The organism is Moritella sp. PE36 (assembly GCF_000170855.1).
GTDB lineage: Bacteria > Pseudomonadota > Gammaproteobacteria > Enterobacterales > Moritellaceae > Moritella.
This window is the reverse complement of sequence record NZ_ABCQ01000035.1, coordinates 9,933-29,942: the sequence shown is the minus strand read 5'-3', so window position 1 is coordinate 29,942 and position 20,010 is coordinate 9,933. Positions and strand designations below refer to the sequence as shown.

Sequence of the window (20,010 nt, the reverse complement as noted above, 5' to 3'; positions counted from 1 at the left end):
ATTAGGTTGTAGCGGCAAGTATTTTACTCATCCGTCCAGACAAAAAGTATTACTAATTGGTTAATTTTAAATTAGAATAAATAGAAATCGTTACCCATACATAAGAAACGACCATTAGTTACGAATGAAAGACATCAAGTGTGACGCCGATCGCAAAGCATCTTTTAAACACTTTAAACAAGCTCCAAAACCGACGATAATACCTACATATGAATACCCATTTAGATAGTGAATCTAAATTTTGGTACGTAAACGAAACTTGGCTTAAGTTATTAGAGCTACGACATATAACAAGGAAGATACAATGTTAAAAAAGCGTTTTTTTAAAACCAAAGCCGAAGCCGATATCACGTTTGAACTCGCCTGCGACACGAATAACGCGTTAATGAGTGACGATACCGTTGAGTTGTTTGCTGATTTTAATGATTGGCAGGCCTTACCAATGAAATACATCAAAAAAGAGAAAGTCTTTCGCACTAAGGTTCGTTTGCCAGAAAACAAACAGTTTCACTTCCGCTACTTAATTAACAGTAACGAGTGGCATAACGATCATAAAGCAGACTTATACTTACCCAATTCTTTCGGTACTGATAACAGCGTTGTATCTACATTACGTACTGCATAAATAGCTAACAATACGTTTAATCCAGGATGGATCATGAGTGACATTTCGACTACACCAGCAATAGCGACTCGTTTTGAACATCGCTTTAACCATGAAATAGATGCCCTTAACCAAGGTAAACTCTATGACCCGTTTGCTTTTTTAGGTCCACACCAAGTAAGTGAAGATGAGTACGAACTCAAAGTATTCATCCCCGGTGCACAGCAAGTTTTTTATCAAGACAAAAACCAGCAGTTACGTTATCAACGTATCGGTACCAGTGATCTGTTTGTCCTTAGCCTAACAACCAAGCAATACAATGCAGATTATCAATTAACGATCGCCTATCCATTTGCAACGCTTGTCGAGCAAGACCCTTATAAATTCTCATCGACACTTGATGCCAACGCCGTTTACTTATTTAACGAAGGTACGTTAGAGCAAGCACAACGTCATCTAGGTGCGCATTGGACGATCACGAATAATGTTGAAGGCGTACGCTTTACAGTTTGGGCTCCTAACGCGGCTTCAGTAAGCTTAATTGGTAACTTTAACCATTGGAATACAACACGTCATCCGATGCGTAAGCACCCTGGTGCCGGTATTTGGGAAATCTTTATTGCTGATATCGCAGACTCTGAACACGATAACAATTATAAATTTAGCATTATTACCGAAAATGGTGAGCGTTTAGAAAAAGCGGATCCGTTCGCATCATCAATGCAACTACCGCCACAAACAGCGTCATGCGTACCAACCAAAGCACGATCTGCAGTATGGCAACAATCTCCAGCACAAGCGTGGGCACAGCGTGCAGAACGCAATGCGACCAATGCTCCAATAAGTATTTATGAAGTGCATGCAGGTTCATGGAAACGTGATGAGAACAACCATTTCTTAAGCTACCAAGCCATGTCTGAACAGCTTGTGCCTTATGTAAAAGAACTTGGTTTTACCCATATTCAATTAATGCCAATCAGTGAGTTTCCATTTGATGGTTCGTGGGGTTATCAACCTGTTGGTTTATTCGCACCAACCAGTCGTTTTGGTAGTTTGACTGATTTCCAATTTTTTGTTGATGCTTGTCACGAGGCCAACATCGGCTTATTAATCGATTGGGTGCCAGGACACTTCCCTGCAGATGCCCATGGTTTAGCACAGTTTGATGGCTCACACCTGTTTGAACACGCAGATAAACGCCAAGGCTTTCATCCCGATTGGAAAACCCACATATTTAATTATGATCGCGCTGAAGTACGAAGCTTTTTAATTTCAAATGCGCTGGCTTGGTTTGATAACTTTGCCATTGATGGTCTGCGTGTTGATGCTGTGGCCTCTATGTTGTATCTCGATTACAGCCGCAAAGAAGGTGAATGGATCCCGAACAAATATGGCGGCAGAGAAAACCTAGGGGCGATTGAATTACTCAAACAAGTGAATCAACGCTGCTACAAAAACCACCCTGGCATCATGATGGTCGCAGAAGAATCAACCGCTTGGCCAGGTGTGACCAATTTTACCGACCAAGGCGGTCTGGGTTTTGGTTACAAATGGAATATGGGTTGGATGAACGACAGCTTAGAATACATGAGTTGTGACCCACTCTATCGCCAACATCATCATCACGAGATGACCTTCTCATTAGCATACGCATTTAGTGAAAACTTTATCTTGCCGCTAAGTCACGACGAAGTGGTACACGGCAAAGGTTCACTGCTCGAGAAGATGCCCGGTGATGATTGGCAAAAATTTGCTAATTTACGTGCTTATTACGGTTTCATGTGGGCACACCCAGGTAAAAAGTTGCTGTTTATGGGCTGTGAATTTGCTCAACGTGCAGAATGGAATCATAACCAATCGCTGGACTGGCATTTACTTGCGCAATCTGAGCATCAAGGTGTGCAAGCTCTCATAAAAGCATTAAATAACAGTTACTGTCATCAAACTGCCTTATTTGAGTTAGACACTGATCACCAAGGTTTTGATTGGATTGACGCCAGTAACGCCGAACAGTCTGTGTTTAGTTTCTTACGTTATAACAAAGCCAAAGATGAACATGTTGTCGTGGTATCGAATATGACCCCTGCATGCCAGTCAAATTACCGCATTGGTGTCCCAAGTCTTGGTGACTATGACGTGCTCGTTAATACCGATGATACGCAATTTGGCGGCAGTGGTTTTGCAACCCAGACAAGTTACATCGCAGAGTACGTTGAATGGCAAGGTTTTACCCAAAGTATTTGTATCGCCCTGCCGCCGTTATCAACCGTGTACTTAGTACCCAAAACAAATAGCTGTGCACGAAACACCAAATAGCATAAATAGGCAACCGAGTTGCGGCTCGGTTGTAGCCCAAATGTCATAATAAAGGACGTTATATGTCATTAAAGAAACAAAAGTCTAAAGCAAACAAAGTTTGCACGTTAGCGACAAACAATGGGCCAGTGGTTAATGCCAGCACCTTGCCTGATGATTTAAAGCGTCATTTCCATTATACCCTTGGCCGCGATGAAGTCGGTGAATCCCCACAATATTTATATCACGCACTGGCATTAACAATCCGTGACCGTTTGATGGAAAAATCACGTGCAACGAAGAAACAACAGCAGAAGCAACCGACTCGCCGTGCCGCTTATCTTTCATTAGAATTCTTGATGGGTCGCGCTTTGGGTAATGCAGTTCTAAACCTTGATTTAGAAGACAGTGTACGTAAAGGCCTGAACCATTACAGCTGTGAATTAGAATCAATCGCCGAGTCAGAACACGATGCGGGTTTAGGCAATGGTGGTCTGGGTCGACTGGCGGCTTGCTTCCTTGATAGTTGTGCTAGCTTAGCATTACCTGTCACTGGTTATGGTATTCGTTATGAATACGGTATGTTTAATCAAAGCATCGAAAATGGTCATCAAGTCGAACATCCAGATAACTGGTTACGTGATGGTCACCCGTGGGAAGTTGCTGCACCTGAGCATAACCGCAGAGTTAAATTCTTTGGTCATGTTGATACTTATCAAGATAAAGAAGGCCGCACCCATCACCAGTGGATAGGTACCGAAGATGTACTTGCTGTGCCATATGATGTACCCGTTCCAGGGTATCAAAATGATATCGTTAATACGTTACGTCTGTGGAAATCAGCGGCGACAGACGAGTTTGATCTCGGTGAATTCAACGCCGGTAGTTATACCGAAGCCGTTGCCCGTAAAAACTTAGCTGAACAAATTACCATGGTACTTTACCCAAATGACGCCAGTGAAAATGGTAAAGAGCTACGTTTACGTCAGCAATACTTTCTGACGTCTGCCAGCTTACAAGACATTCTGGCTGAATGGGTAAAAGTACACGGCAGTGATTTTACTGATTTTGCTAAGTACCACGTATTCCAACTTAACGATACCCACCCAAGTGTGGCGGTTGCTGAGTTAATGCGTTTATTACTCGATGAACATGATCTGGATTGGGACTTTGCCTGGCAGATCACCACATCTACGATGGCTTACACCAACCATACCTTATTGCCAGAAGCATTGGAAAAATGGTCGGTACGTTTATTCGCACACCTATTACCTCGCCTACTTGAGATCATTTATGAAATCAACGCGCGATTCTTAACGGAAGTTGCGTGTCATTGGCCAGGTGATGTTGATAAGCAACGCGCTTTATCCATTATCGAAGAAGGTGACGAGCCACAAGTACGCATGGCTTATCTCGCCATTGTGGGTAGCTTCTCGGTTAATGGTGTGGCGGCATTGCATACCCAGTTATTAAGCGCGGGTTTATTCAATGACTTCTATCAGTTGACGCCAAACAAATTTAACAACAAAACCAACGGTGTAACGCCTCGTCGTTGGTTAGCACATTGCAATCCAAAACTGAGTGAACTAATTAGCGATAAAATTGGTAATAATTGGACGCGTGATCTAAGTGAAATAAGCAAGCTGCGTCGCTATTACGACAACACCAAATTCCATGCTAAATGGCAAGACGTTAAGCAGCAAAACAAACAGCAACTTGCCGACTTAGTAAAACAAGCATGTGGTGTTGAATTCGATACCAACATGATGTTTGACGTACAAGTTAAGCGTATGCACGAATACAAACGTCAATTACTTAATATTCTGCATGTTATCCATCTTTATGATCGCATCCGTCGCGGTGATACCGAAGGTATGACACCACGTTGTGTATTAATTGGTGGTAAAGCTGCGCCGGGTTACTTCATTGCTAAGTTAACAATCAAATTAATCAACAACGTTGCAGCAACAATTAATGCCGATCCGCTAGCACAGCCTTGGTTACGTGTGGCCTTCTTGCCAAATTACAACGTCACTGCAATGGAAACAATCTGCGCAGCAACGGATTTATCAGAACAGATATCAACGGCAGGTAAAGAAGCATCGGGTACAGGCAACATGAAGTTCATGATGAATGGCGCTGCCACTATCGGGACGTTAGACGGTGCCAATGTCGAGATCAGAGATGCCGTAGGTGCTGATAATTTCTTCTTATTTGGCGCTCGCAGCGAGCAAGTAGCAGATATCCGTGCACACTATGATCCTGCACACATCATTGCTAATGACAGCAAGCTAAATAACGTAATGAAATTACTTCGCAGCGGACATTTCAACTTGTTTGAGGGTGGGCTATTCCAACCGTTAATCGACGCTATTTTGAATCCATATGATCAATGGTTAGTTGCACACGATTTCGCGAGCTATTGCGAAGCACAACAAGTCGCAGCCCTCACCTATCAAGATAAAGAAGCTTGGACACGATTAAGTATTTTGAATACCGCAGCAAGTGGCTCGTTCTCAAGTGACCGAACAATTAATGAATACAATCAAGATATTTGGAAGCTAATGCCACTTAATGCTTGATGCTGTTATTTATAACAGAGTATTTATCACAAAGTGTTTGTAAGACAGATGTTTTATAAAAATAATGTTAACCATTTATTTAGGCCCTTGATTACGCTTACTTGCTGATAAAGCATTAATTCATTTCAAGGGTAAATAATTAAACCGAATTTCGACAAAAGCTTATGGAGAAGTAATATGTCAAAAGGTACACATCGTTATATTAGTAACTTAACTAAAGATACTTATGCCCTGATTCTTGCAGGTGGCAGAGGTAGTCGTTTACATGAGTTAACTGATTGGCGCGCAAAACCAGCTGTATTTTTCGGTGGTAAATTCCGCATTATCGATTTCCCATTATCTAATTGCATTAACTCTGGGATCCGCCGCGTGGGTATTGCAACGCAGTACAAATCACATTCACTAATTCGTCACGTAAACCGTGGTTGGGGACACTTCAAGAAAGAATTGTCTGAGTCTGTCGAGATCTTACCGGCATCACAACGTTACGGTAACGATTGGTATTCAGGTACGGCAGATGCAGTATTCCAAAACATCGATATCATCCGTGCGGAAATGCCAAAATACGTGATGATCTTGTCTGGTGATCACGTATATCGTATGGATTACGGTGATCTGCTTGCTAAACACGTAGAAAATGGTGCTGACATGACGGTATGTTGTATCGAAGTGCCGACAGAAGAAGCGGCTGGTCAGTTTGGGGTAATGACAGTAGACCAAGATAACCGTGTTAAACGTTTCGACGAAAAACCAGCACAACCAAATGAGATCCCAGGTAAACCAGGACAGTGTTTAGCATCAATGGGCAACTATGTATTTAATACTGAGTTCTTATTTGATCAACTAGAAAAAGATGCGACACGTACCACATCAGACCGTGATTTTGGTAATGACATCATTCCTGCCATCATTGAAGATCATCAAGTATTTGCATTCCCATTCAGCGATCCAGATAGTGATCAACAACCGTACTGGCGCGATGTAGGTACGCTGGATTCATTCTGGGAAGCGAATATGGAATTAGTGACACCAGAACCACAGCTTAACCTTTATGATTCAAACTGGCCGATTTGGACATACCAAGAGCAACTACCACCCGCTAAATTTGTTTTTGACAATGATGAACGTCGCGGCATGGCTGTTGATTCGACCGTTTCTGGTGGTTGTATTATTTCTGGTTCTACAATCCGTAAATCTCTGCTATTTTCGAACGTACATGTTCATTCATACTCAACAATTGAAGAGTCGGTAATATTACCGGGGGCCGATATCGGTGAACATTGTCAATTACGTCGTACTATCGTTGACAGCAAATGTGTCATACCAGCTGGTTTAATCGTCGGTCACGATAAAGCACAAGATCTAGCTAATGGTTTCCGAGTTTCGCCAAAAGGTATCACATTGGTAACATCGGATATGCTGAAGAGAATGGCAGAAAAAGACGCTAAAGCAGCACTAGAAAAAGCCGCTAAACAAACTGCAGAACTCGTTTAATCGATAACTGATAAACTGTGATCTATCAATAATAATCTAAAGCAATAAGTCACTTAACTAAGTGACTTATTGCTATTTTTGTTTTATAACTTTAATTTCACAACTATTTCTAATAACACAACTTTAATATTCTGCTTTAAGGACAATTTATTCATGCACGTTTTAATGATAGCAGCCGAAAATGATGCGATACCAGGTGCTAAAGTTGGTGGCGTTGCTGACGTCGTTCGGGATTTACCAAAAGCCTTACCTCACCATGATGTAAGTGTTGATGTTGTGATCCCTGATTATGGTCAGTACGCGACAAAGTTTGAGTCTCGTCAACTGGCCAGAGTCAATGTTGAGTTTGCCGGCCAAACAGAAACAGTTACTTTGTTCGAACTGTTCTTTCCTGAAACGCCAAATAAAGTCCGCCAATTTGTAGTACAACATCCGCTATTTGGTCAAGGTGGTCATGTTTATAGTCACGATGAAGGTAATCGCCCTTTTGCCACTGACGCAACCAAATACGCTTTATTCAACCTTGCCGTATGCCAACTTCTTATCGAGTCAGAATTAACCCGGCCTGATGTATTACATTTACACGACTGGCACAGTGCAACAATCGCGGTACTAAACCAATACGCGCCGCAATATAAAGAACTTGCTAACATTCACTCAGTCTACACTGTGCATAACATTGCCTTGCAAGGTATCCGCCCGATTGCAGACGATGAATCAAGTTTACGCCACTGGTTCCCTACCCTTAACTTTGATCAGAGTGTTATTGCCGACCCGCGTTATACTCATTGTTATAACCCGATGCGTGCTGGTATTAATCTTTGTAACAAAGTCCATGTAGTATCACCAACATATGCAGACGAAGTATTACATGCCAGCGATGCGCATAACGGTTTCTTTGGTGGCGAAGGTCTAGAGAAAGACTTAGCAGCAGCAAAACAGCAAGGTCGCTTAGTCGGTATTTTAAATGGCTGTGAATACACAGAGTCAGTATCAAATAAACGCACTAAAACACCAGCACTGAGTAATTTTTTGGTACCTGCACAACAACAAGTAAAACGTTGGTTAGCACAATCGGCGCAATTGAAAACAGTACATTACCTAGCTAATGAACAGATCAATAACTGGCATAGCCAGGCACCATTTACTGATTTCTTAGTAACCAGCATTGGCCGTTTAACCGATCAAAAAGCACTATTATTACGTCAGCCTTATCAGGGTAAAACGGTACTGGCGGTATTACTTGATGATCTTGCGAGAGTGAATGGTCGGATGATTATTCTTGGTTCTGGTGATACGCAAATCGAATTTGAATTCATGCAGTTAATGGCAAGTCATGACAATTTCTTATTCTTGAACGGTTATGGCCAAGCGTTATCCGATCAAATATATCTACATGGCGATCTATTCTTAATGCCAAGTTCATTTGAACCTTGCGGTATTAGCCAAATGCTAGCAATGCGTGATGGGCAACCTTGTTTAGTGCATGCAGTTGGCGGTTTAAAAGATACGGTTCAGCATTTAGAGAATGGCTTTAGCTTTAACGGTTCATCGTTACCAGAACAAAGTGATAATTTGATTACCGCTTTTAACGATGCAATTAAACTGCATGCGAAAAAACCGAAGACATGGGCCAAAATTGCAGACAATGCAAAATCAGCCCGTTTTAGCTGGCACGAAAGCACCAAACAGTATCTAGACTTATTATATACACCTGCTTAGACGGTTATATAAACACGACTAGGCTGATTATATAAAAAAACCACCCTGCTATGCTCGGTGGTTTTTTTATAGTAAATAGTGAGGTCGAACTTCTCAACACCCACTTTTTATAAGGGTAGATTTATCTTTTATTCAGGTTTAAACCAGAAAGAGTGATTATCTATTTATTCTGATTGCTATCAAGATTTATTCAACCAGATATCAGCATTCACAGGCGCTTTATTTTTACGCTTTTTCTTACCGCTGCCTTCAGGTGGCGCCATCGGTATATATGCTTCGACAGCGTCATCGACTTCAAACCCTACTTCTTGCTCACGCTCAAGTCGGATCTTGTTCTTCTTTTCGATGGTGCTGAAATGATGATAATCTTCATGATCGATAAGCGATAACGCCAAGCCAACTTCACCAGCACGGCCACTTCGACCAATACGGTGCATGTAGTCTGATGGGCTTCTTGGTAAGTCAAAGTTGATCACGACAGGTAGTTTTTCAATATCGATACCACGTGCAGCAATATCGGTTGCGATTAGTACGTGAACCTGGCCAGCTTTAAAGCCGTCAAGTGTACGAATACGAGCGCTCTGACCTTTATCGCCATGAAACACTTGCGAGGTAATGCCACGTTTAGCAAGTTTGTCCGCTAAGTGATTACAGCTGTGTTTAGAATTAACAAAAATAAGCACTTGTCGCCATTCATGTCGTTTGATCAAATGCGCTAACAAGGCTGTTTTCTCGCCTTTAGTAACAGTAAATACGCGCTGTACTAAGGTACTGGCATCTGCACTTTGCAATTGAATTTCAACAGGGTCATTTAGCAATTCTTGAGTTAAAGCTTGAACTTGCTCAGGAAAAGTTGCTGAAAATAATAAAATTTGTTTTTGCTTTGGCGTTAATGCCAATAGCGCAGATAGCTCTTCAGTAAAACCGAGGCTTAACATGCGATCGGCTTCATCTAGCACTAAGGTTTTAACTCTATCGAGCTTAATCGCATTGCTTGAAATCAAATCGAGTAATCGACCAGGCGTTGCAACCAAAATATCTGTGCCGCCGCGTAATGCGAGCATTTGCGTATTCGCAGATACACCACCAAAAACAGCAAGCGTTTTAATCGCGCCGTTTAAATGTGCTGCGTAAGATTTAATGCTGTCAGCAACTTGTATAGCGAGTTCACGGGTAGGCACCAAAATTAGTCCAGTAACATAGTTACCTTTGCTGCTGGTGTCACTCAATTGTTTTTCAGTATGTAGTTGCTGCAATAATGGCAGTGCAAATGCAGCTGTTTTACCCGAGCCGGTATTAGCCCCTGCAATTAAGTCACGTCCCGCTAATACACTTGGGATAGCTTGTGCTTGAATTGGCGTTGGCTGCAGATATTCCATCTCAGTCAATCGAGTTAATAAAGGTGAAATAAGGCCAAGTTCAGTAAAGTTTGCAGGTGCTGTTACAGTGGTCATTAATATATAGAGCTCAAAATAAGATAATAGCCGGCTATTTTAGCGTATTTATGCCCTGTTAAGTTAGTTAAATCGTTCTACACCTGCGGTAATGTCATTAAATCCCTGAATAGACCGAGTTTTATTCGACGTAACGTTCCAAGAGCTAAGTAACGCATCCGTTTAAGCGGCAGATAATTGTTGGCTATAACGGTGTAGCGAAGCGGGAAAGAGTCAACTGTTTTGTGCCGTTTAAACGCCTGGTTATAACTTTTACATACGATCTACTGGGTGGTTAACACCGTCATATGTTGGAACATTTTCTAGCGTTAAGGGATTAACACCTTCTAAGCAAGCGACATTAAAACCATATTGTTGTGGGTTTGAACGCCTTTGATGATGAGTGTAAATGCCACATTTAGAACAAAAATAGTGTTTCGCTGTTTTCGTATTAAATTGATACAAGCTCAACAATTCAGAGCCTTTAATAACTTTTATACCATCAAGTGGTATTGAAGCAACAATGACATGACGCTTTGTGAATTGATTGAATATCCATTTCGTAAACGCCATTAAATGCGAAAGTTATAACGTCCGCCTCAACTGACGGAAGTCAGATTACAGGCGCTTGCTATATTTTTATTCATATAAATATTTTTCGCTAGGATTCTCGGAGGTGTATTCAACCAATTCCCACTCGAAGCCGAAATTATCAAAGAAATACAATCTCTTACGGTATTTCTCTGTAGGAGTTTCAATACTCCGTTTATATCCAGCTTTTACTAACTCATTTTCAATTTTTGAAATATCATCAACGACAAGAGCAATATGGTTAACACCATAATTCTTATATGTTTTTCGTGGCTTATCTGCTTCTGAGCCTATATGTGGTTCTTGAAGAGCAAAATAATATTCATCATTACCTATATGAGCCCAACGATAACTGGAAAGTGGTTTTTCATCCTTTCTTACCTTGAAATCCGGAGCGACTATCTGAATGAACTTTATCGCTTCATCTATATTTGGAACAGTGATATTTAAATGTTCAATTTGCGTCACGAATTACCCCCAGAGGTATAAAGTTTAATTACACGGAATTCCGTTTCAATTTAATTACCATCAACACTATCAAATTTATCATTAATTACAAATGGATATGGAAAAATAATGGGTCTCTATCAAATAAAATCAGAACGTAAACAAGAACCCTATTTATACGGACCCGTGTAACCCGTGTAAATAGACACATAAAAATTAAATTGTTTATTTTCAATTAACTAAGTTACATCTAGGCTTGAAACAAAGACTATTTGGCAGTATCAATATTTCGTAATCTTGATCTGAGCGAATAACACGAGAGTCCCCACAGTTATCTTTAATAAGCGTCACATTTCGCCCGACGACTTAACTCATGCTTTTTAGATGCCTATCTTTTCTAATTATTTCCGGAACTATTAAACCTTGCTGATAACCATAATATAAATGTGTGTATGAACTATCATTTGATAGATACTCAGTCCATAGCAAGCTGAAAAAGCATATTGGACTGAATGTAAATCCGAGGCCGATTTTACTTATACACTTTACTTGTAGTGTATAAGTAAAACACACATGCACTAGAGGGTTTCACCATGAAAATGAAAGCGTTAGGTATACTTCCGACACTTATTTTGGTTAGCACTTTAATAAGCGGATTTACATTTTCGGCTTCAACTGGAAAGATATATTTCTCTGATTCTAATAATTCAGGAAATGCGGTAGCGAAAGTTCTACGAGCCAATTTGGACGGCAGTAACGTCAAACTTCTAGTCACTCCACCAAGCCTAAATCCTCGTTATATTGCACTGGACATCGCAGGAGGCAAGGTATACTGGACCGACATCGGAAGTATCCGTCGCGCGAACCTTGATGGGAGTAATGTCGAGAACAGCCTGGTCCATGGACTACCGGGTCCTTCGGGTATTGCTTTGAATCTTATGGCTGGAAAGATCTACTGGACTGATGGAGTCACGAACAAAATTCAGCGATCAAATCTAGATGGCTCGAACATTGAAGATATAGTTACTGGCTTGGGAGACCCGCGTGGACTTGCCATCAATATTAATGCTGGAAAAATTTACTGGACGGACACGCTTACGGATAAGATACAGCGTGCCAATTTGGACGGTTCAGAGTTAGAAGACCTTGTTTCAGGGCAAAGTTTTCCGCAAGGTATCGCTCTGGATGTACCGCGCGGAAGGATGTATTAGGCACAAGGTAACTGGATTTGGAGTGCTAAGTTAGACGGTACAGATGCTAATCCGGAGTTTCAGTTCAGTGGAGCGATTGGAATTGCACTCGACCTTAAGGACAGAAAAATTTACTGGACCAACAATAACGATAACAAGATTCAAAGGGCAAATTTTGATGGTACCTTAATAGAAGATCTCGTTACCAGCGGATTAGATACACCGTGGGGGATCGCGTTACAAATTCCCACAGCAATTAAAGTGACGATAGATCTGAAGCCCGGCAATAGGAAAAATACGATCAACCTCAATTCGGCTGGGGTGACCCACCTCGCTATTCTGAGTTCCCAAACCTTTGATGCGCTAACAATCGATGAGGAAACTATATGGCTGTCGGGAGCTAACGTAAGGCTTGCTGGCAGGAATTATATGTGCCAAGAAAGAGATGTCAACCGTGATGGTTTTATGGATTTGGTTTGCGGCATTGAAACCTCGAAATTTATGATTGAACAAGGAGAATACACTGTCGAGCTTACAGCGGTGACTGAAGACGGCATCCAAATCCGAGGAACAGATCTCATAAAAATAGTCCCCTCACTAGTTAAAAAATAACAGTGTCCGCTTCGGGTCCGTTAGCGACCAATGGGCTGCCGAAGGGGGTGGTAAGCAATCATTAATGTAGGCTCTTCCAAAATCGATTTCTAAGTCGATTTTGAGGCGAAAGCGAGATAGCTTCTAAAGTACACGTTCACCGAAAGCGAACCTGAAATAGCGGCAGTTCAAAAACCAGCAAGTCTTGCGCAAAGCTCGGTTTTGGGAGAAACGGAGCTTAGCTGACACTTAGCAACACTCTTCACCTCGCATAAATTCGGGTATCGAAAAGTAGCATTAACAGCCTGTGAATGAGTTATCACTCTAACGTGATGGGCAGAAACGGCTTAGCGCTATTGCTCTAAGCCGAAGTTGGAAAAAATGGCTTAGAGTATAAACTTCAAAGCACACGGTTCGCATTACAGAAAGTATGGGCAAATTACCAACGCCGCATTAAGGGGTGGAAAATGCCTACCCCAAAACTGAATTTGACCACCGTAAACACAAAAGTGGATTCAAATCGCGAATGCCACGCGTTTTAAATCCCTCTTAAATGCTTTTATTATGCAACAGTTTCGACTATTGTTGCCATATCAATATCTAACACGATTGATACTGGTCGCCATCAATTAAGTTCTGCATTATAGGTTCAATGGTTTCGATAGATTGTAACTCCTCAAATGAAACGTTTATTTTTCCTGAGTACTGTGTGGAAACGCTCTCCGACAAGTCACCCCCCTACTATTCATGCTATCCATGTCAATATCTCTAGCTATCTCAAAATAGCTCCCGTAATTGCTTACATAATGTAGCGCAGCGATAGTTTTAAAGGATATGTCAGCAGTAAATTCAGTTTCAGATAAACTGATGAAAGAAGCGGTATAAAAATTAGCTAAATGAGTGCCAACTGTCTTAAAAAACACCGATATTAGAGTCAGGCTGATAGGTATCTTTGACTCTAACATCGGATTAATTATTGTCACTCTATAGAATTGGTACATTCAGGCCATCATCAGGCAATATCCAACTATCTGGTGAACCATCTCCGTTGGCATCATTATTTGAGTCCTGATACGATGCTTTCAATGGATTCGAGCCATTCGTGCCTTCAACGTTATCCCAAACGCCATCTCCATCCGAATCTGGCTCCCCAGCGCTTTGGCAAGGGGGGTGACCTAAGTCTTCTGATGCTATGGAATATGGCACACTACATGTACCTAATTCATCGATATTTGGTATGCCGTCTCTATCAGTGTCGTGGTAATCATAGTAATCGCTTAACGTGCCTGTTAATTTTGCGTTCACGCTAGTGCTATCGCCACCGAAAGTTCCATACCCCCAGGTGGTCACTGAACCGTCGGAGTGCAGTGCGGCAAAAGCATAGCCAGTCGAGTCAACCTTAACAACTGACTTACTGCCATCAAGCTTGTCGCTCACACTGCTGCTATCGCCACCGTAAGAACTATGCCCCCAGGTTGTCACTGAACCGTCGGAATGCAGTGCGGCAAAAGCATAGCTAGTAGAGTCAACTTTGACGACTGGCTTGCTGCCATCAAGCTTGTCGCTCACACTGCTGCTATCGCCACCGTACCTTTCATCCCCCCAGGTGGTCACTGAACCGTCAGAGTGCAGTGCGGCAAAAGCATAGCGAGTCGAGTCAACCTTGACGACTGGCTTGCTGCCATCAAGCATGTCGCTCACACTGCTGCTATCACCACCGCCAGAGTTAAACCCCCAGGTGGTCACTGAACCGTCAGAGTGCAGTGCGGCAAAAGCATAACCAGTCGAGTCAAGCTTGACGACAGGCTTGCTGCCATCAAGCATGTCGCTCACACTGCTGCTATCACCACCGTCAGAGCCATCCCCCCAGGTGGTCACTGAACCGTCGGAATGCAGTGCGGCAAAACCTCTGTCAGTCGAGTCAACCTTAACGACTGGATTGCTACCATCAAGCTTGTCGCTCACACTCGTGCTATCGCCACCGTAAGAGCCCCCCCCCAGGTGGTCACTGAACCGTCGGAGTACAGTGCGGCAAAACCGCCCTCAGTCGAGTCAACCTTAACGACTGGCTTGCTGCCATCAAGCTTGTCACTCACACTCGTACTATCGCCACCGTAAGCGCCATTCCCCCAGGTTGTCACTGAACCGTCGGAATGCAGTGCGGCAAAAGCAAAGGTAGTAGAGTCAACTTTGACGACTGGCTTGCTGCCATCAAGCTTGTCGCTCACACTGCTGCTATCGCCACCGTGAGAGCCATTCCCCCAGGTTATCACTGAACCGTCGGAATATAGTGCGGCAAAAGCAAAGAAATTCGAGTCAACCTTGACGACTTGCTTGCTGCCATCAAGCTTGTCACTCACGCTCGAGCTGTCGCCACCGAAAGAGCCACCACCCCAGGTTGTCACTGAACCGTCGGAATGCAGTGCGGCAAAAGCAAAGCGATTCGAGTCAACCTTGACGACTGGCTTGCTGCCATCAAGCTTGTCGCTCACACTCGTGCTATCGCCACCATTGGAGCTACTCCCCCAGGTGGTCACTGATCCGTCGGAATGCAGTGCGGCAAAAGCAAATAAATTCGAGTTAATGCTTTCCACTCTTTGTGATGCTTGAGTCACTATCAAGGTGTATGCGTCGTTTTGAGTCAGGTAGTTCGCGGTTTGTGCTTCGCTGGCAGTAACAGTGGTTTCACCCGCGCTAACCAGCGTGACAACGCCGATATCGTTCACCGTGGCGACAGCCGTATCAGATGACGCGTAGGTAATAGCGCCCCCGTTACCGCCAGAAGCTACTTGAGTAAAGGATGCATCATCGGTGGTTTTACTGATGTCAGTCCCTGCACTCAATAGAGTGCCATCACCGCGTGCTACGATTAAGGTGTATGCATCGTTTTGAGTCAGGTAATTAACGGTTTGCGCTTCACTGGCAGTCACAGTAGTTTCACCCGCGCCAACCAGCGTGACGACGCCGCTATCGTTTACCGTGGCAACAGCCGTATCGGATGAAGCGTAGGTAATAGCGCCCCCGTTGCCGCCAGAAGCGGCTTGAGTAAAGGATCCATCATCGGTGGTTTTACTGATGTCAGTCCCTGCACTCAATAGCGAGCCATCACCTCGTACTACGGTTAAGGTATATGCGTCGTGTTGAGTCAGGTAACTCGCGGTTTGTGCTTCGCTGGCAGTAACAGTGGTTTCGCCCGCGCCAACCAGCGTGACGACGCCGATATCGTTCACAGTGGCAACAGCCATATCAGATGACGCGTAGGTAATAGCGCCCCCGTTACCGCCAGAAGCTGCTTGAGTAAAGGATCCATCATCGGTGGTTTTATTCATGTCCACGCCTGCATTTAATCCAGTGCCATCACCGCGAGCTACGGTTAAGGTGTACGCATCGTTTTGAGTCAGGTAATTAACGGTTTGCGCTTCACTGGCAGTAACAGTGGTTTCGCCCGCGCCAACCAGCGTGACCACGCCGATATCGTTCACCGTGGCGACAGCCGTATCAGATGAAGCGTAGGTAATAGCGCCCCCGTTGCCGCCAGAAGCTACTTGAGTAAAGGATGCATCATCGGTGGTTTTACTGATGTCAGTCCCTGCACTCAATAGAGTGCCATCACCGCGTGCTACGATTAAGGTGTATGCATCGTTTTGAGTCAGGTAATTAACGGTTTGCGCTTCACTGGCAGTCACAGTAGTTTCACCCGCGCCAACCAGCGTGACCACGCCGGTATCGTTTACCGTGGCAACAGCCGTATCGGATGAAGCGTAGGTAACAGCGCCCCCGTTGCCGCCAGAAGCGGCTTGAGTAAAGGATGCATCATCGGTGGTTTTACTGATGTCAGTCCCTGCACTCAATAGCGAGCCATCACCTCGTGTTACGGTTAAGGTATATGCGTCGTGTTGAGTCTGGTAATTCGCGGTTTGTGCTTCGCTGGCAGTAACAGTGGTTTCGCCCGCGCCAACCAGCGTGACGACGCCGATATCGTTCACCGTGGCAACAGCCGTATCAGATGACGCGTAGGTAATAGCGCCCCCGTTGCCGCCAGAAGCTGCTTGAGTAAAGGATCCATCATCGGTGGTTTTACTGATGTCAGTCCCTGCACTCAATAGCGAGCCATCACCTCGTGTTACGGTTAAGGTATATGCGTCGTTTTGAGTCTGGTAATTCGCGGTTTGCGCTTCGCTGGCAGTAATAGAGGTTTCACCCGCGCTAACCAGCGTGACGACGCCGGTATCGTTCACCATGGCAACAGCCATATCGGATGACGCGTAGGTAATAGCGCCCCCGTTGCCGCCAGAAGCGGCTTGAGTAAAGGATCCATCATCGGTGGTTTTACTGATGTCAGTCCCAGCTCTCAATAGCGTACCATCACCTCGTGTTACGGTTAAGGTATATGCGTCGTTTTGAGTCAGGTAACTCGCGGTTTGTGCTTCGCTGGCAGTAACAGTGGTTTCGCCCGCGCCAACAAGCGTGACCACGCCGCTATCGTTCACAGTGGCAACAGCCGTATCGGATGAAGCGTAGGTAATAGCGCCCCCGTTGCCGCCAGAAGCGGCTTGAGTAAAGGATGCATCATCGGTGGTTTTATTCATGTCCACGCCTGCATTTAATCCAGTGCCATCACCTCGTACTACGGTTAAGGTGTATGCATCGTTTTGAGTCAGGTAATTCGCGGTTTGTGCTTCGCTGGCAGTAACAGTGGTTTCGCCCGCGCCAACCAGCGTGACGACGCCGGTATCGTTTACCGTGGCAACAGCCGTATCAGATGACGCGTAGGTAATAGCGCCCCCGTTGCCGCCAGAAGCTGCTTGAGTAAATGATCCATCATCGGTGGTTTTACTGATGTCAGTCCCTGCACTCAATAGCGAGCCATCACCTCGTGTTACGGTTAAGGTATATGCGTCGTTTTGAGTCTGGTAATTCGCGGTTTGCGCTTCGCTGGCAGTAATAGAGGTTTCACCCGCGCTAACCAGCGTGACGACGCCGGTATCGTTCACCATGGCAACAGCCATATCGGATGACGCGTAGGTAATAGCGCCCCCGTTGCCGCCAGAAGCGGCTTGAGTAAAGGATGCATCATCGGTGGTTTTATTCATGTCCACGCCTGCATTTAATCCAGTGCCATCACCGCGAGCTACGGTTAAGGTGTACGCATCGCTTTGAGTCAGGTAATTAACGGTTTGCGCTTCACTGGCAGTCACAGTAGTTTCACCCGCGCCAACCAGCGTGACCACGCCGATATCGTTCACCGTGGCAACAGCTGTATCGGATGACGCGTAGGTAATAGCGCCCCCGTTGCCGCCAGAAGCGGCTTGAGTAAAGGATCCATCATCGGTGGTTTTACTGATGTCAGTCCCAGCTCTCAATAGCGTACCATCACCTCGTGTTACGGTTAAGGTGTATGCGTCGTTTTGAGTCAGGTAACTCGCGGTTTGTGCTTCGCTGGCAGTAACAGTGGTTTCGCCCGCGCCAACAAGCGTGACCACGCCGCTATCGTTCACAGTGGCAACAGCCGTATCGGATGAAGCGTAGGTAATAGCGCCCCCGTTGCCGCCAGAAGCTACTTGAGTAAAGGATCCATCATCGGTGGTTTTACTGATGTCAGTCCCTGCACTCAATAGAGTGCCATCACCTCGTGCTACGATTAAGGTGTATGCATCGTTTTGGCTTAGGTATTTCATACTTTGTGCTTCTATCGCTGTGATTGTTGCAGTACCCGCATCTAAGACTGTTACATTACCACTGCTATCAACCATAGCTACCGCGTGATCGGATGAAGTATAGGTTATTGCACCTCCATTCCCTGCGGTTGCCTCTTGTCGATATCCCATATCACCCACAGATTTATTAACTGTAGGCCCAGCGATGAGTGGGATACCAGCTTCACGCTTGAAATCAATCCAGCTATTAATATCATCTTGTTCTGCTGGGAGAATTTCCTCTTGTTCAATAATTTGGGTAACATGAGCAGACATATTGTCTAGCCATGTAGAAATCTGTCGACCATTATCCAAAAATATGCGAATATCATCCGCCTTAAATGTACTGCCCGTATTTATCTCAGGTATTTCATGGACAAAAGGGTCTAGAGATAAGTCTATATTCCATGCCAGCTCTATTTGAACTACAGCCTCTTCTTTCGATTCCATATCGGCTGTTTGCTCAAGGTGGTGTGCAATAAAGGTACTAATAGGTGTAATGTTACAATCATGACGTTCAGTACTATTAATACATACAGCCTTCATTTCGGCTTCAAACACAGAGCCATCAGACATGAAACCAGTCTGAGCATCAACCACTAGCTTATATCTGTTTAGATTTAGAGTATTGGAAAAGCGGTAACGTCCATTTTCATCTGTAATTGTACTTGCATGTTCTGTTGAACTGTCGAATGATAATAAGCGAACTGTTGCACCAATAAGAGGGTCATCTATCACTAATCCTGTGATGTAAGGAACCACCACCACTGTCACAATTTCCGTAACCATATTACCTACAGAGCTAAGTACCGTAGACTCAAACTCCAATGTTAATTTAGTCTCTGTCGTTGGTGAGAAGAACACTAACGTAGAACTATTAACATCCGACAATTCAATCGATTTACCACTAATTTGTCGCCATTCAATATGGTCAGTATTGGAGGTTGCTACATAAGCTGATGTTAATTCAACTTGTGAATTTTCGTCGACATAAATAACACGTTTCATTGTGCTACCATTTGGATCATTACAACCAAACAATGCAAACGAAAGCAGAACAAAAAGCCAATTCTTTAGTATTGAATTCACTATTAACCCCTTTAAAATCAATTTATTATCATTCGGCATGGTTAGCTTTATGTTTATAGATTAGATGCATAAAAAATAAATGTTAATTGTTACAATAATCATACAAAAGCTAGTGAATTAGTGGTAAAAATACATTACTATAATTAATCGATTGAGATTACCGATGGCTCGATATCCTTTTGGCAAAGCGCGGTTTATAGCTTCACGAAAACCGATCTTCAATTCTAAAAGAAGCAATGTTTACGCCAACTGGAAAATTTTAATGAATAAGACTTC

11 protein-coding genes and 1 pseudogene are annotated in these 20,010 nt (G+C 43.8%); 7 read left to right on the top strand and 5 right to left on the bottom strand.

The window, feature by feature from the left end:
- Positions 1-304: 304 nt before the first annotated feature.
- The 5 genes from PE36_RS16615 to PE36_RS16595 all read left to right on the top strand — a co-directional run bounded on the left by PE36_RS16615 (position 305) and on the right by PE36_RS16595 (position 8,697).
- Positions 305-625: an isoamylase early set domain-containing protein gene (locus PE36_RS16615; protein ID WP_006033215.1), complete on the top strand. Its 321-nt coding sequence runs from the start codon at positions 305-307 to the stop codon at positions 623-625.
- A 33-nt stretch (positions 626-658) separates the two neighbouring features.
- Positions 659-2,920, top strand: coding sequence for a 1,4-alpha-glucan branching protein GlgB (gene glgB / locus PE36_RS16610; RefSeq protein WP_006033213.1), 2,262 nt, complete (start codon positions 659-661; stop codon positions 2,918-2,920).
- Positions 2,921-2,982: 62 nt separating this feature from the next.
- On the top strand, positions 2,983-5,481 hold the full coding sequence (locus tag PE36_RS16605) for a glycogen/starch/alpha-glucan phosphorylase (protein ID WP_006033212.1): 2,499 nt from the start codon (positions 2,983-2,985) through the stop codon (positions 5,479-5,481).
- 177 nt (positions 5,482-5,658) lie between these two features.
- Positions 5,659-6,975: a glucose-1-phosphate adenylyltransferase gene (gene glgC / locus PE36_RS16600; protein ID WP_006033211.1), complete on the top strand. Its 1,317-nt coding sequence runs from the start codon at positions 5,659-5,661 to the stop codon at positions 6,973-6,975.
- 153 nt (positions 6,976-7,128) lie between these two features.
- On the top strand, positions 7,129-8,697 hold the full coding sequence (locus PE36_RS16595) for a glycogen synthase (RefSeq protein ID WP_006033210.1): 1,569 nt from the start codon (positions 7,129-7,131) through the stop codon (positions 8,695-8,697).
- Positions 8,698-8,876: 179 nt separating this feature from the next.
- Here the strand turns inward: PE36_RS16595 and PE36_RS16590 are convergent, their stop codons facing one another.
- The 3 genes and pseudogenes from PE36_RS16590 to PE36_RS16580 all read right to left on the bottom strand — a co-directional run bounded on the left by PE36_RS16590 (position 8,877) and on the right by PE36_RS16580 (position 11,189).
- A complete protein-coding gene (locus tag PE36_RS16590; RefSeq protein WP_006033209.1) occupies positions 8,877-10,151 on the bottom strand; it encodes a DEAD/DEAH box helicase in 1,275 nt (424 codons plus the stop codon).
- A 252-nt stretch (positions 10,152-10,403) separates the two neighbouring features.
- Positions 10,404-10,646, bottom strand: a pseudogene (locus PE36_RS16585) (GFA family protein); the annotation flags it as partial.
- Positions 10,647-10,769: 123 nt separating this feature from the next.
- On the bottom strand, positions 10,770-11,189 hold the full coding sequence (locus tag PE36_RS16580) for a VOC family protein (protein ID WP_006033207.1): 420 nt from the start codon (positions 11,187-11,189) through the stop codon (positions 10,770-10,772).
- Positions 11,190-11,761: 572 nt separating this feature from the next.
- Between PE36_RS16580 and PE36_RS16575 the strand changes: the two genes are divergently transcribed.
- Together PE36_RS16575 and PE36_RS16570 are read left to right on the top strand one after the other, a co-directional pair.
- Positions 11,762-12,379, top strand: a complete 618-nt coding sequence (locus tag PE36_RS16575) for a lipoprotein receptor-related protein (protein WP_006033206.1) — start codon at positions 11,762-11,764, stop codon at positions 12,377-12,379.
- A 240-nt stretch (positions 12,380-12,619) separates the two neighbouring features.
- Complete coding sequence (locus PE36_RS16570) at positions 12,620-12,970, top strand: hypothetical protein (RefSeq protein ID WP_006033205.1); 351 nt, start codon at positions 12,620-12,622, stop codon at positions 12,968-12,970.
- Positions 12,971-13,933: 963 nt separating this feature from the next.
- Here PE36_RS16570 and PE36_RS16560 read toward each other — a convergent pair.
- Complete coding sequence (locus PE36_RS16560) at positions 13,934-14,914, bottom strand: hypothetical protein (protein ID WP_006033203.1); 981 nt, start codon at positions 14,912-14,914, stop codon at positions 13,934-13,936.
- Positions 14,911-19,734, bottom strand: coding sequence for an Ig-like domain-containing protein (locus tag PE36_RS16555; RefSeq protein ID WP_157517801.1), 4,824 nt, complete (start codon positions 19,732-19,734; stop codon positions 14,911-14,913). Before PE36_RS16555 ends, PE36_RS16560 begins: the two co-directional genes overlap by 4 nt.
- Between the last annotated feature and the right edge of the window lie 276 nt (positions 19,735-20,010).